A 13,974-nucleotide genomic window follows, 5' to 3' on the forward strand; every position below is an offset into this window, starting at 1 on the left:
ATGAGGACCGAGGATCTCATCAAGGCGCTCGACGCCGATGCCCGCGAGAAGGCGATGCCGCTCGGCAAGGCCTGGTGGCTGGCCGTCGGCGTGGCCGTGGCGATCGCGGCGGCGGTTTTCTTTGCGACCATCGGACCGCGTCCCGACATCATGCCGGCCATGCACACGATGCGCTTCATGTCGAAATTCGTGTTTACGCTGGTGCTTGCGGCAAGCGCCTTCGCGCTGATCCGCGGGCTGTCGATGCCAGGTGCTTCGACCAGGCGGGCGATGGCCTGGATGGCCGCGGCGCCACTTCTGGTCGTGCTGGCGGTGGTTCTGGAGCTTTTTGTCGTGCCAGAGGCCGACTGGGGCAAGCGGCTCGTCGGCACGAACATGATGATCTGCATGAGCTTCATCCCGCTGATCGGCATCGGCCCGCTGGCGATCTTCCTGGGCATGCTGCGTTACGGCGCGCCGACGCGGCCGGTGCTCGCCGGCGCGGTCGCCGGCCTGCTCGCGGGCGGGCTCGCGGCGACGTTCTACGCCGCGCATTGCTTTGACGACTCGCCGCTCTTCGTCGCCACCTGGTATACGATCGCGATCGCCTTCCTTACCCTACTCGGGGCCATCGGCGGGCGGCTTTTCGTGCGCTGGTAGCTGCCAGGAGCGATGTTCGAAACAGTCCCTTAATCATGCCGGCAATTGTTTGCCGGTTAGCAGGTTGATCGCGACCGTCCAAGCAACCATTCCTTAAAACCGATCCGCCAGGGTCGTGGCACGTGCAGTTGCGTGTTGGGTGGGATCGCTTCGTGGCGTGGACGAACTGGAAAGGGCTTCGTGCCGACAGGCACGCTGCGCGGGGTCTGCTGACGGTCGGCCTTGTTGCCGCCGTCATATCGATCCTGTTGCCGCGCCTTGAATTGGGCGCCGACACACTGAGGCTCTGCCTGCAGATTTCAGTCGCCGTCACCGCCGCGACGCTGTTCTTGTCGGCGCTGTTCATTCACCGCATCGTTGACGACCGCCGGCAGATCGCCGAGAGCGAGCAGCGTTTCCGCCGCGCCATGGAAGATTCGGCGATCGGCGTCGCCATTGTCGGGCTCGACGGGCGCATCCAGCAGGCCAACCCTGCCTTCGCCGCCATGCTGGGCTACAGCCGCGCGGAGATCGAGGCGCTGACCTTCCCGCAGATCACGCATCCCGACGATCTGCTGATCGGCCGCGAGACGATGCTGAGCGTGAGCGAAGGCAGGATCAGCTCCTACCATTTCGAAAAGCGCTATCTCAGGAGAGACGGGACCCCGGTCTGGGCACAGCTCGCCGGCTCGGTCATCCGCGACGAGGACACCGGCAAGCCGCTCTATCTGGTGTCGCAGATCGAGGACATCGATGCTCGCAAACAGGCCGAGGCGCGCATTGCCGAGGCCGAGACCCGATGGAATTTCGCGCTCACCAGTGCCGGACAGGGCGTCTGGAGCCTCGACATGCGCAAGGGCGGCACGACCTACTCCGAAACCTGGGTGAAGATGCTGGGCTATGCCGATGGCGAGCTCGACGGCGACCCCGACCGCTGGCTGACGCTGATCCATCCCGACGATCGGGAACGCGTCGCGGAGGCGGATCGCGCGCATCTTTCCGGCGAGACGCCTTTCTTCGAAGCTGAGTTCCGGATGCGTCACAAGGACGGCCACTGGGTCTGGATCCTCGACCGCGGCAAGACGATCGAGCGTGACGCGGAGGGCCGGCTGATCCGCGCTATTGGCAGCCTGACCGACATCACCGAGCGCAAGGAAGCCGAGGCGCGGCTGATGGTTTCGGCGGCAATGCTGGCCGACGAGAAGGAGCGTCTCAAGGTGACGCTGCAGTCGATCGGCGACGCGGTGATCTGCACCGATGCCGCCAACCGCGTCACCTTCATGAACCCGGTCGCGGAAAAGCTCACCGGCGTCGAAGTCGACGAAGCCCTGGGAAAGGTGCTCGGCCATGTCTATTGGGCGGTCGACGAGGAAAGCGGGCAGCGAATCGGCCTGACGCGCCCTTCGGCGAGCGAGCGGCCTCACTGCGACCAGAACACGCGCGCTGTCCTCGTGCGGCGCGACGACACGCGCTGCAGCATCCGCCAGGTGGTGTCGCCGATCATGAACGACCGCGACGAGTTCTGCGGCCTGGTCATCGTCTTCCAGGATTTCACCGACGCGCGCGCACTGCAGCGCCAGCTGGCCTACGCGGCCGCCCATGACGCGCTGACCGGGCTCGCCAACCGTTCAAGCTTCATCCGCACGATGGAGGAGCTGATCGACCAATGCCGCCTCAATGGCGGCGAGCATCAGTTCATGTTCGTCGACCTCGACCACTTCAAGGCAGTCAACGACACCGGCGGCCATGCCGCGGGCGACGCGTTGCTCAAGCGCGTGGCCGACACCCTGCGCAATGTGCTCGGTCCGGAAGACATTGTCGCACGGCTCGGCGGCGACGAGTTCGCCGTCATCCTCAAATCGGGCGTCGCGGCGCGCGGGCCGATCGCGGCGCGCTCGATCATCGATGCCATCCGCAGCCTCAACTTCGCCTGGGACGGGCGCCCACATTCGATCGGCGCCAGCATCGGGCTTGCGCCGATCCGCGCCGGCTGCGGCGAAGTGGACGAGATCATCGCCCGCGCCGACGCCGCTTGCTACGCCGCCAAGGCGGCTGGCCGCGGCTGCGTTTCCGCGGCGCCCGACGAAGTTCCGCCCGGCGAAATTTCGAAAGGCGGCGCGACGCATCCGCCGCTCGCCGCGGCGTCTTAAAGCAGGTCCCGTGAAAAGGATTCACGCGACCTGCTTTAGCGCGTTTCACCGTTTCATGGAAACGGCGACCCGCTCTATCTCTTTGTTTTGACGCAATTCGGGACGGAAAACCGCTTCACACTTTTCCTGGAATTGCTCTAGGCGTTCAACCGAAAAAGATCAGCGCGTCGGCACCGGATGCTCGCCGCGGTAGTCGTAGAAGCCGCGCCCGGTCTTGCGGCCGAGCCAGCCCGCCTCGACATATTTCACCAGCAGCGGGCAGGGACGGTATTTCGAATCCGACAGGCCGTCATGCAGCACCTGCATGATGGACAGGCAGGTGTCGAGGCCGATGAAGTCGGCGAGCTGCAACGGTCCCATCGGATGGTTGGCGCCGAGCCGCATGGCGGTGTCGATGGCATCGACCGTACCGACGCCTTCGTAGAGCGTGTAGATCGCCTCGTTGATCATCGGCAAAAGGATGCGGTTGACGATGAAGGCCGGGAAATCCTCGGAGACGGTGATCGTCTTGTCGAGGTGCTTCACGTAACTCTTGGCCGCCTCGAAGGTCTGGTCCTCGGTGGCGATGCCGCGCACCAGTTCGACCAGCTTCATCACCGGCACCGGGTTCATGAAATGTATGCCGATGAAGCGTTCCGGCCGGTCAGTCTGCGCCGCCAGCCGGGTGATGGAAATCGACGAGGTGTTGGTGGCCAGGATCGCTTCCGGATTGAGCTGCGGACAGAGCTGCGCATAGATCTTGCGCTTAACCGTCTCGTCCTCGGTCGCCGCTTCGATCACCAGATCGGCGGCGGCGAGGTCAGCCATGGCTGGAGCGGCCGAGATGCGCGCCATCGCGTCGTTGCGCGCCTTTTCCTCGAGCTTGCCGGAGCCAACCTGACGAGCCATGTTGCCGCTGATGGTGGCGATGCCCTTCTCGATCCGGTCGGGCGACACGTCGTGGATCAGGACCTTGTAGCCGCCCAGCGCCGAGACATGGGCGATGCCGCCACCCATCTGACCCGCGCCGACGATGCCGATCGTCTCGATCTTGCTCATACCCCGATCCCGTCTGGAGCATTCCGCTTCTTTGAAATGCGGAAACGCTCCTATTTGTTTCTTTTCCGCCATCCGGATGCAAAAACCGCCGGACAGCTTCGGGCCTTGATGGCCCGCTTTTTGTGCAGCGCAAACTAAAAGGGCGGGGCGACTTCGTCTACCCCACCCTTCGGATTTTAATATGCCGGAACCGGCGGCGTCAAAGCGCCTTTTGCAACTCCGGCAGGATGACGAAGAGATCGCCGACCAGGCCGTAGTCGGCGACCTGGAAGATCGGGGCTTCCTCGTCCTTGTTGATGGCGACGATGACCTTGCTATCCTTCATGCCGGCCAGGTGCTGGATGGCGCCGGAGATGCCGACGGCGATGTAGAGGTCGGGGGCGACCACCTTGCCAGTCTGGCCGACCTGCCAGTCGTTCGGCGCGTAGCCGGCATCGACCGCGGCGCGCGAGGCGCCAACGGCTGCACCGAGCTTGTCGGCGACCGGCAGGATGACCTCCTGGAACTTCTCCGAGGAACCGAGCGCGCGGCCGCCCGAGATGATGATCTTGGCCGAGGTCAATTCCGGACGATCGTTCTCCGAGAGCTTGTTCTCGACGAAGGACGAGAGGCCGGGATTGGCGGCGGCGTTCGCCGCTTCGACCGAGGCGGAGCCGCCTTCGGGCGCGGCCTGGAAGGAGGCGGTGCGCACCGTGATGACCTTCTTGGCGTCGGTCGACTGCACGGTCTGGATGGCGTTGCCGGCATAGATCGGTCGCTTGAAGGTGTCGGGCGAAACGACCTCGATAATCTCCGAGACCTGGGCGACGTCGAGGAGTGCTGCCACGCGCGGGGCGACGTTCTTGCCCGACGAGGTGGCCGGCGCGACGATCGTGTCATAGGAGCCGGCGAGCGAAACGACCAGCGCGGCCAGCGGCTCGGCTAGGCGCTCGGCAAGCTCGTCGGCTTCGGCGAGCAGCACCTTGCGCACGCCTTTCAGCTTGGCGGCGGCGTCGGCCGCGCCCTTGGCGCCCTTGCCGGCCACCAGGACATCGACGTCCGAGCCGATCTGCAGGGCCGCCGACAGCGCCTTGGCGGTCTGGTCGGAAAGGGTTGCGTTGTCGTGTTCCGCAATGAGGAGAATTGCCATTGTCTTATCCCTGACTTTCGTCTTCGAGGCTCCCTGAAATCCGGTCAGGCCGAGCCGAAAACGGTTGGTTTCGAGAACCGGAGCGGAGCGTACATCCGTACGTGAGCACCGGAAGCGCAGAAGCCAGCCGTTTGCAGGCCGGCCTCATCGGATTTCCTCAGAGCACGCCGGCTTCGTTCTTCAGCTTCTCGACCAGTTCGGCCACCGACTTGACCTTAACGCCCGCCTTGCGGCCGCTTGGCTCCTCGGTCTTGACCACTTTGAGGCGCGGCTTGACGTCGGCGCCGTAGTCGGCCGGGCTCTTCTCGTCGAGTTGCTTCTTCTTGGCCTTCATGATGTTGGGCAAGGAGGCATAGCGCGGCTGGTTCAGGCGCAAATCCGCCGTCACGATCGCCGGCATCTTCAGCTCGACGGTCTGCAGGCCGCCGTCGACTTCGCGCGTCACCTTGGCCTTGTCGCCTTCGAGCACGATCTTGGAGGCGAAGGTGCCCTGCGCCCAGCCCAGCAGCGCGGCCAGCATCTGACCGGTCTGGTTCGAATCGTCGTCGATCGCCTGCTTGCCGAGGATGACGAGGCCGGGCTTCTCGGCCTCGACGACGCCCTTCAGCACCTTGGCGACGCCGAGCGGCTCGGTCTGCTCGTCGGTCTTGACCAGGATGGCGCGGTCGGCGCCCATGGCGAGCGCGGTGCGCAGGGTTTCCTGCGCCTGCTGCGGACCGACCGAAACGACGATGATTTCTTCAGCCTTGCCGGCTTCCTTGATGCGGATCGCTTCCTCGACCGCGATCTCGTCGAACGGGTTCATCGCCATCTTGACGTTGGCCAGCTCGACGCCCAGCCCGTCGGCTTTCACCCGGACCTTGACGTTGGCGTCCACAACCCGCTTCACGGGCACAAGGATCTTCATTTTACTGTCACCTCTCCTGAGATAGTCGGGGCGCTATAGCAGCGTGCGCCCTGTCAGAGTTGTCGAAAGCCGACATTACGGACGGAATATCCGCCCAACGGTGCCGTTTCCGTAGTGGCGGCAAATCGGCGCGTCAATATCCCACGACGCACCCAAATCGGTTCAGTCCCTGGACGTCGCTGCTCCACGGCCCCATTGCGACGCCGGCTGCGCCGGAGTGCCGTCGCTTGCGGCCGGCTCGACGGGAACCGGCGGCTGCTGGACGTTCGGCGTAGGGTCGGGCTCGCCGTCGGCGCCGGCCAGCAGCGGCACGCCGCGGCTGCGCAGCACCAGCACCAGGATCGACCCGGCGATGATGCCGCCGATATGGCAGGCCCAGGAGATCTGGTCCTCGCCGCCGGCGGCAAACATCACGACCTGGAACAGGATCCACAGGATCAGCGGGATGAAGGCGGGGATACGCAGCGGAATGCGGGCAAAAGCCAGCACCCAGACTTTCACCCGCGGATAAAGGATCAGATAGGCGGCGACGACGCCGGCAATGGCGCCCGAGGCGCCGATCAACGGCACCTGCGAATCCCAGGCCACCAGCCCTTGGAAGAAGGCGCCGGCGACGGCGCAGAGCAGATAGAAGATCAGGTAGCGTATGTGGCCGAGCGCATCCTCGACATTGTCGCCGAACACCCACAGGAACAGCATGTTGCCGCCGAGATGGAAGATATCGGCATGCAGGAAGGAATAGGTGAGGTAGCTGAGGCTCTCGGGGATGACGACGAATTCGGGCGACAGCTCGACCTTGTCATGAACCACCGACGGAATGAAGCCGAGACCGAGAACCGCGGCATTGGTGAAGTTTTCACCGCCAAGCGTGGTCGCCAGATAGGCCAGCGCATTCACCACGATCAGGCCAATCGTCACATATTGCAGGCGGATGTGGCGTAGCCTGTTGGTGTCGTAGAGCGGGATGAACATCGGACCCTCCCGCCTTCGGATTCAGCGGTTCTTGCCGGGAACCCATAACACGTCGGCCTTCCCATTGTCATTGACGGCGCGGGCGGCGACGAACAGGAAATCCGAGACGCGGTTGATGTATTTCAGCGCCTCGCGGTTGACATGCTCGGCCGGATCCTGGGCCAGCGCCACCATGAGGCGCTCGGCGCGGCGCGCCACGGTGCGGGCAAGATGGAGCGCGGCCGCCGCCGGCGTGCCGCCGTTCAGCACGAAGGATTTCAGTGGCTGCAGGCCCTTGTTGAGCAGGTCGATGTCCTGTTCGACGCGCGTGGTCTGGGCGGCGACGATGCGCAGCGGCTCATATTCCAAAGGCTTGCCGTCGTCCGGCACGGCGAGATCGGCTCCCAGATCGAACAGATCGTTCTGGATGCGCGACAGCATGGCGTCGATCGCCGGATGCTCGCTGCCTGTGTGTAGGCGGGCCATGCCGATGCAGGCATTGGCCTCGTCGATGGTGCCATAGGCGTCGACGCGCAGGTCTGATTTCAACCGCCGCTCTCCGGTGCCGAGCCCGGTGGTGCCGTCGTCGCCGGTACGGGTGTAGATCTTGTTGAGCTTGACCACGCCGTCCCCCTGAGACCGCTATTTGCGCGTGAAATAGACCACCAGCAAGAGCAGCGCCAAGGCCACGGCCTGTAGCACGATGCGCGTCTGCATCAGTTTGTTCGAGGTCATGCCGGAGCCGCCGCGCATCATGTTGATCAGGCCGCGAACCAGCACGATCACTACCGCGGCCATCGCAATGACGGCGAGGATCTTGAAGACGATGACCATCTGGCTGGCTCCGGTTCGGTTTCGGTCAGGCGCGCCTGGCGAGCAGGCGGTACAGCAGGGATGCCGGCAGGATGCGTTTCAGCACCGCGCCGATCTTAGCCGGCACCGTTACCACATAGTGCGGGCGCGGGCGCTGTGACAGAAGCGCGTGGCGGAGCGCCCTGTGCACGATCTCCGGCCCCGGTTTCAGCTTCGACACGCTGCCGCCGGCCTGAAGCCGGGCGAGCTGCGCCTGATAATCGGCGCGATGTACGGAATTCTCGATGTCGATATTCCTGAGGAACCAGGGCAGGCCGTTGCTGGCGATCTTCGATGTCACCGGTCCCGGTTCGATGAGCGAGAGGTGGATGCCGCTGCCTTCGAGCTCCTGGCGCATGCACAGCATCAGGCCTTCGACGGCGTGTTTGGACGCCGAATAGGCGCCACGGAAGCGGACAGGCGCCAGTCCCAGAATCGACGAGCAGTGGACGAGACGGCCGTGTCCCTGGCGGCGCATGACCGGCACGACGCGGCGGGTGAGATCATGCCAGCCGAAGAAATTGGCTTCGAACTGCTCGCGCAACGCCGCGACCGGCAGATCCTCGACGGCGCCGGGCTGGGCGTGGGCGCCATTGTTGAACAGCGCATCAAGCGTGCCACCAGTGCGTTCAAGCACCGCCTCGACCAGTGATGCGATGGACTGGGGTTCGCGATAGTCGAGGTAGAAGGCCTCTATGCCGTCCGCCTCAAGGGCCGAGATGTCGGCCGGCTTGCGCGCCGTGGCGAACACCCGCCAGCCTTCCGCCTTCAACGCCCGCGCGCAATAGGCGCCGATGCCGGAGGAGGCTCCGGTGACGATGACGGTGCGCAACTCTTTGGCGGCGGGGCGCGTTGTGAGACCTGGGGTTGCCATTTGCCGCAATCACTTCCCATATTCGCGGCGTCGACACAATCGAGCGGAGCGCGGGCCCCTTGCTGCGGAATATCGTTGCCCTCAAGCGCGTGCTCTACGATGCGATCGGCCATTTCAACACCGATGACGGCTGGGCGATGGCCAGCCATCTGGCGATCACCTCGCTGATGGCGCTGTTTCCGTTCCTGATCTTCGCCACCACGCTCGCCAGCTTCCTCGGCGCGCGCGCCTTCGCTGACACGGCGGTGCACCTGGTCTTCGACACATGGCCGGAGCAGATCGCCAAGCCGATCGCGCATGAGGTGCTGAACGTGCTCACCGTGCGGCGCACCGACCTTTTGACCTATGGCGTGCTGCTTGCGGCCTATTTCGCCTCGAACGGCATCGAGGCGCTGCGCACGTCACTCAACCGCGCCTATCGGGTCACCGAGACGCGCGGCATCATCCACCGCAGGGTGCAAAGCATCATCTTCGTCCTGATCGCGACCGCCTGCTTCCTTGCCGTCAGCGTGCTTCTGGTGTTTGCGCCGCTCTTGGCGCGACTCGCGGAAGCGCATCTGGAATGGATCAAGCCGTACATGGGCACGATCACCATATGGCGCTACGTGATCGCCTCGACGGTCATCGTCATCGGGCTATTCGCCGTGCATATCTGGCTGCCGGCCGGCGAGCGCCGCTTCGTCTCGATCATACCGGGCATCGTCTTCACGCTGGTCGCATGGCTGGCCGGCTCGACCGTCTTCGCCGCCTATCTCGACCATTTCTCCTCTTATGTGACGACCTATGCCGGGCTCGCCTCGATCATGATCGCGGTGGTGTTCCTCTACATCATCTCGGCCATCTTCATTCTCGGCGGCGAGCTCAACGCCGCGATCAGCCGCTATCTGGAGGCGCGCGCGCGGGTCGGGTGAGTTGGCGCCAGGGGAAGGGGAACTGGGGAATTGAAGAAACTGAGGAACTGAGGAATTGGAGAACTGAAGGACTGGAGAACTGGAGAACTGAAGAAGAGCCATAGCGCCCCAGCTATTGCCGGCTTTTCCCCAATTCCCCAATTCCCCAATTCCTCAGTTCCTCAGTTCCTCAGTTCCTCAGTTCCTCAGTTCCTCAGTTCCTCAGTTCCTCAGTTCCTCAGTTCTTCAATTCCCCAGTTCCCCTTCCCTTCGCCTGCCGCGCGGTGGCCAGGGCGACGCCGAGCGTGGCGATCGCCATGCCGGCGATCTGCAGCAGGTTGAGCTGCTCGTTGAAAAGCGCCCAGGCGATGATCGCGGTAACGGCCGGCACGAGGTAGAACAGCGAGGCGACCTTCGACATCTCTCCGTCCCTGATCATCACCATCAACAGGAATATGGCGCCGATCGACAGCACCAGGACCAGCCAGGCCATGGCAAAGATCAGCTCGCCATTGACGGTGACGGCGCGCGTCTCGAAGGCGAGCGAACCCAGGATCATCACGGCGGAGCCGCCGACATACTGCCACATCGTCGCCGACACCAGATCGCCGCCGGAGGCGTAGCGCTTCTGCCAGATGGTGCCGGCGCTCATCCCGAGCACCGAGACAAGCGAGGCGGTCAGCGTCGCTGGCGTGACGCCGCCGCCAATCATGCCCAGCTTTGGCCAGAGCACGATGACGACGCCGAGCAGCCCGACTGCAAGGCCGGTCCAATGGCGCGGCAGGATCGCTTCGCCCAGGAACTTTCCGGCAAGCACGGCCGTGATCAGCGGCTGCAGGCCGACGATCAGCGCAGAGAGGCCGGCCGGCATGCCCTTGTGGATCGCCCAGAAGACGGCGCCGAGATAGACGCCGTGCATGAGGATGCCGGCCACCGTCGCGTGCAGCGCTTCTTCGCGCGTCGCCTTGCGCGAGCCAAGCAGCACGACGAGGCCGGCAAACAGGATCGCCGCTATCACGAAGCGAATGGCAAGGAAGGTAAAGGGTTCCGCCCAGGGCATGGCGTAGCGCGCGCCGATGAAGCCTGTCGCCCACAGAACGACGAAGGAGGCGGGAATGAACCGCTTGATGCTCTGCATGGGGAGGCGCCGGGGTGAACGGTTGATGACGGCAATTGCTCTAATGCTGTTCAATCGCGCAAGCAAAACGAAACGGTTGATCCATAAGCTAAATTGAATTCAACAAACCGTGCCAAGAGGGGCATGGCGCGTCGCCGCGCCATGGTGGGACATGCTTGTGCATCTCGACACGACTTGGCTTTTGTTCGCTTTCGCGATCATTGCCGGCTTCGGCTTCTTTTTCGGCACGGCGCTCGACGCGGTCATGAAGGAGAGCGGCTTCGGCCCGACCGGCAACACGCTGCTGTTCATCTTCGGCTTTTTTGTCGCCGTGGTGGTGGCCAGCAAGCATGGCGTCAGCCTGAGCGATCTCAAGCTGGCGGTTGCCTGGGGGCTCGGCGGCGCCTTTGCCTTCATCAGCGTGCTGGCGCTGATCAAGGCCGGCATGGCGCGGTTTTAGTCATAGTCCGACCAATCGCGCGACGTCCTGCGGCGACATGCCGGCCTCTCGGAGCGCGGCAAGCCCGGTGTCCTTGAGGCTCTTGGACAGTTTCCGGCCGTCCGGACCAAGGATCAGGCGATGGTGGAAATAACGTGGCGCCGGCAGGCCGAGCAACTCCTGCAGCAGCCGCTGCACCCCAGTCGCCGAATAGAGGTCCCGCCCGCGCACGACATGGCTGACGCCTTGCAGCGCGTCGTCGACAGCGACGGCGAGATGGTAGCTGGTCGGGACGTCGCGGCGGGCGACGATGACATCGCCCCAATCCTGCGGTTGTGCTTCGATCGCTCGCGTCGCAGACATCGTCTCGTCGGTGAATTCGGTCCATGACAGGGCACCTGGAGCGCGCGCCATCGCCGCCTCGACATCGAGCCGCCAGGCGAAAGGCATGTTCTCGGCGATCCGCCGCTTGCGTTCCGAGGCCGGCAGGGCCTTGTCGAGCGGCGGGTAGAGCGGCACGCCGTCCGGATCGCGCGGCCAGCCGCGGCCGCGTTTTCCGGTCTCGGCTATGAAGGCGCGGATCTCGCCCCGGCTCATGAAGGCCGGATAGACGAGTTCCTCGGCGATCAACCGGTCAAGCACCGCCTGGTATTCGGCAAAATGCTCGGACTGGCGGCGCACCGGCCGTTCCCAGTGCAACCCCAGCCATTCCAGGTCGCTGAAAATGCCGGCTTCGAACTCCGGTGTGCACCGCGTGACGTCGATGTCCTCGATGCGCAGAAGCAGCCGCCCGCCGGCCCGTGCCGCCATCTGCTGGTTGAGCAGGGCCGAATAGGCATGACCCAGATGCAATTCGCCGTTGGGGCTCGGCGCGAAGCGGAATGTCAGGAGCGTCATCTCTGAGGCGGCATTCGGGTTGTCATGCGCTTTTGCGAGTTGGTAACTAGCCATCAATTGCCACTTCGCGGGCGCTCTGGGAACAAGCAACGTGCAACGCATCGCCTCGCTCGACGACATTGCGGCAGGGCTCGACGCGCTCTGCCGGATCGATCCGCGGCTGGAGAAAGTGCGCGGCAGGGCGGGCGAGGTGCCGCTGAGGCTGTCGGCCCCAGGGTTCACGAGCCTCGCTTCCATTATCGTTTCACAGCAAGTTTCCCGCGCGAGCGCCGACGCCATCTTCGGGCGGTTGGTCAAGCTGGTCGATCCGCTGACGCCGGATGCGATCCTTGCCGCCGGCGAGGACATATTTCGCGAGGCCGGGCTATCGCGGCCCAAACAGCGCGGGCTGCTCGCCGTCGCCCAAGCCGTTGCCGGCGGGCTCGATCTCGATCACCTGTGCACGCTCGACGCCGGCGAGGCGATCGCGGCGATGGTCGCCGTGCCCGGCATCGGCCCATGGACGGCCGAATGCTACCTGCTGTTTGCCGCCGGCCACCCCGACGTGTTCCCCGCGCGTGACGTCGCGCTGCAGACGGCGGTCGGCCATGCGCTCGGCATCGACCCGCGTCCGCCGGAGAAAATGCTGATCCGGCTGGCCGAATCATGGAGCCCCTGGCGGGGTGTCGCGTCGCGGCTTTTTTGGGCCTATTACCGGGAATTGAAGGGCAAAGATGCGGCGCCTTCAGTCGAAATGGCCAAAAAAGCCTGAAAATCATGCGCTTTTAGGGGTTTCAGCGAGAGACAATCCGCTTCACATCCCTGTCATGTCGGGCTTACAGTATCCGTGCCGTTCGGTTCTAGAAGCAAGGAGGCGAAGGACGTGACGGTTGCCGTATCTCCGGATGGGCTTCCCGCGCTGGTGCTGAATGCGGACTACCGTCCGCTCAGCTATTACCCCCTGTCGCTCTGGTCGTGGCAGGACGCCATCAAGGCTGTCTTCCTCGACCGGGTCAACATCGTCGCCGAATACGAGCACGCCGTCTCCTCGCCGACCTTCTCGATGAAGCTGCCGAGCGTGGTCAGCCTGAAGGCCTATGTGAAGCCGTCGCGGCATCCTGCCTTCACCCGCTTCAACGTGTTCCTGCGCGACCGTTTCCAGTGCCAGTATTGCGGCACGCCTGAGGATTTGACGTTCGACCACGTCATCCCGCGCCATCGCGGCGGGGCGACGACCTGGGAAAATGTCGTCGCCGCCTGCTCGCCTTGCAATCTTCGCAAGGGTGGGATGATGCCGGCGCAGGCCAAGATGTGGCCGCTGCAGAAGCCTTATCAGCCGACGGTGCACGACCTGCACAACAACGGCCGGCTGTTTCCGCCCAACCATCTGCATGAAAGCTGGATGGATTATCTATACTGGGATGTCGAACTGGAACCTTAGAGTTCGGCACAAATCCGCCATGCTGGCCGCCTGGCGCAGCTTTCTGCGCTTCCGGTGCTCACGTACTTAAGTACGCTCCGCTCCGGTTCTCGAAAGCCGCGCCATCCGACTCAGCCTGCCGAATTTTTGTCCGAACTCTGCGTCGTGCCGCTCAATCTGGTTCAGTCACGTGCCAAGGCGCTGCGGAAGGCGACGGCGGCGAGGACGAGGCTGACGATGGCGTTCCAGCCGGCGAGCGACAGGCCGAGGATGCGAAGCGCGGCCTTGTCGCAGGAGGGCGGCACGAACTTGTCGAGCGCGTCGAGAACGCCCTTGCCGCCGGTGTCGACCGGACCGGCGCCGGCGGTGCAGTCCGCCGGGCCCTGCCACCAGGCCCATTCGACGCCGGAGTGATAGACGCCGAGATAGAGGCCATAGAGCATCAGCAAGCCGCCGATCGCCAGCAATCCGCGCGTCACCCAGGCCGGCGCGCGCAGCATAGAGGCGATCGCCGCCAGCACCATCAGCGGCACGCCGATATAGTAGGGGGTGCGCTGCTCGAGGCAGAGATGGCAGGGGATGTAGCCGCCGATATATTGGAAGGCCAGCGCCGAGCCTACGGTCGCGGCCATCGCGACGGCGAGAAAGAGCGCCGCGCGCGTGCGCTGGCGTCCGGTGTCGGCAGTCATGGTCGCTGTCATCGATGGGGATCC

16 protein-coding genes are annotated in these 13,974 nt (G+C 64.4%); 6 read left to right on the top strand and 10 right to left on the bottom strand.

Annotation, left to right across the window (positions count from 1 at the left end; all coding sequences use genetic code 11):
• Entirely contained in the window at positions 1–639 is a 639-nt protein-coding gene (locus AC0L2L_RS14095; protein ID WP_473579177.1) for an NrsF family protein, read from the top strand.
• Positions 640–791: 152 nt separating this feature from the next.
• Complete coding sequence (locus AC0L2L_RS14100) at positions 792–2,768, top strand: PAS domain S-box protein (RefSeq protein ID WP_473579178.1); 1,977 nt, start codon at positions 792–794, stop codon at positions 2,766–2,768.
• Between the two features lie 159 nt (positions 2,769–2,927).
• Here the strand turns inward: AC0L2L_RS14100 and AC0L2L_RS14105 are convergent, their stop codons facing one another.
• The 7 genes from AC0L2L_RS14105 to AC0L2L_RS14135 form a co-directional block, all read right to left on the bottom strand.
• The gene (locus AC0L2L_RS14105) at positions 2,928–3,806 is read right to left on the bottom strand and encodes a 3-hydroxybutyryl-CoA dehydrogenase (protein WP_473579180.1); all 879 of its coding nucleotides are present in this window, start codon (positions 3,804–3,806) and stop codon (positions 2,928–2,930) included.
• Between the two features lie 199 nt (positions 3,807–4,005).
• Positions 4,006–4,935, bottom strand: coding sequence for an electron transfer flavoprotein subunit alpha/FixB family protein (locus tag AC0L2L_RS14110; protein WP_473579181.1), 930 nt, complete (start codon positions 4,933–4,935; stop codon positions 4,006–4,008).
• A gap of 157 nt (positions 4,936–5,092) precedes the next feature.
• Positions 5,093–5,842 carry an electron transfer flavoprotein subunit beta/FixA family protein gene (locus AC0L2L_RS14115; RefSeq protein WP_473579182.1) on the bottom strand — a complete coding sequence of 250 codons (750 nt, stop codon included), beginning with the start codon at positions 5,840–5,842 and terminating at the stop codon, positions 5,093–5,095.
• Positions 5,843–6,004: 162 nt separating this feature from the next.
• Positions 6,005–6,814 carry a rhomboid family intramembrane serine protease gene (locus AC0L2L_RS14120; RefSeq protein ID WP_473579183.1) on the bottom strand — a complete coding sequence of 270 codons (810 nt, stop codon included), beginning with the start codon at positions 6,812–6,814 and terminating at the stop codon, positions 6,005–6,007.
• 21 nt (positions 6,815–6,835) lie between these two features.
• A complete protein-coding gene (locus AC0L2L_RS14125; protein ID WP_473579184.1) occupies positions 6,836–7,417 on the bottom strand; it encodes a cob(I)yrinic acid a,c-diamide adenosyltransferase in 582 nt (193 codons plus the stop codon).
• A gap of 18 nt (positions 7,418–7,435) precedes the next feature.
• Positions 7,436–7,627, bottom strand: a complete 192-nt coding sequence (locus AC0L2L_RS14130) for a twin transmembrane helix small protein (RefSeq protein WP_473579185.1) — start codon at positions 7,625–7,627, stop codon at positions 7,436–7,438.
• Between the two features lie 25 nt (positions 7,628–7,652).
• Positions 7,653–8,519, bottom strand: a complete 867-nt coding sequence (locus AC0L2L_RS14135; RefSeq protein ID WP_473579186.1) for an SDR family oxidoreductase — start codon at positions 8,517–8,519, stop codon at positions 7,653–7,655.
• A gap of 59 nt (positions 8,520–8,578) precedes the next feature.
• Here AC0L2L_RS14135 and AC0L2L_RS14140 point away from each other — a divergent pair, with 59 nt between their 5' ends.
• Positions 8,579–9,430, top strand: coding sequence for a YihY/virulence factor BrkB family protein (locus AC0L2L_RS14140; RefSeq protein ID WP_027167445.1), 852 nt, complete (start codon positions 8,579–8,581; stop codon positions 9,428–9,430).
• Between the two features lie 217 nt (positions 9,431–9,647).
• On the opposite strand, the gene AC0L2L_RS14145 is transcribed toward AC0L2L_RS14140, so the two are convergent.
• Positions 9,648–10,547, bottom strand: a complete 900-nt coding sequence (locus tag AC0L2L_RS14145; RefSeq protein WP_473579187.1) for a DMT family transporter — start codon at positions 10,545–10,547, stop codon at positions 9,648–9,650.
• 109 nt (positions 10,548–10,656) lie between these two features.
• Here AC0L2L_RS14145 and AC0L2L_RS14150 point away from each other — a divergent pair, with 109 nt between their 5' ends.
• Positions 10,657–10,986, top strand: coding sequence for a hypothetical protein (locus tag AC0L2L_RS14150; RefSeq protein ID WP_473579188.1), 330 nt, complete (start codon positions 10,657–10,659; stop codon positions 10,984–10,986).
• Here the strand turns inward: AC0L2L_RS14150 and gluQRS are convergent, their stop codons facing one another.
• Positions 10,987–11,862 (bottom strand): tRNA glutamyl-Q(34) synthetase GluQRS, encoded by an 876-nt coding sequence (gene gluQRS / locus AC0L2L_RS14155; protein WP_473579216.1) that lies wholly within the window; start codon positions 11,860–11,862, stop codon positions 10,987–10,989.
• Positions 11,863–11,953: 91 nt separating this feature from the next.
• Here gluQRS and AC0L2L_RS14160 point away from each other — a divergent pair, with 91 nt between their 5' ends.
• Complete coding sequence (locus AC0L2L_RS14160; protein WP_473579189.1) at positions 11,954–12,613, top strand: DNA-3-methyladenine glycosylase family protein; 660 nt, start codon at positions 11,954–11,956, stop codon at positions 12,611–12,613.
• Positions 12,614–12,724: 111 nt separating this feature from the next.
• On the top strand, positions 12,725–13,282 hold the full coding sequence (locus AC0L2L_RS14165; RefSeq protein WP_027167440.1) for an HNH endonuclease: 558 nt from the start codon (positions 12,725–12,727) through the stop codon (positions 13,280–13,282).
• A gap of 161 nt (positions 13,283–13,443) precedes the next feature.
• Here the strand turns inward: AC0L2L_RS14165 and AC0L2L_RS14170 are convergent, their stop codons facing one another.
• Complete coding sequence (locus AC0L2L_RS14170; RefSeq protein WP_473579190.1) at positions 13,444–13,962, bottom strand: disulfide bond formation protein B; 519 nt, start codon at positions 13,960–13,962, stop codon at positions 13,444–13,446.
• Between the last annotated feature and the right edge of the window lie 12 nt (positions 13,963–13,974).

The sequence above is a fragment of the Mesorhizobium sp. WSM4832 genome (assembly GCF_055811115.1).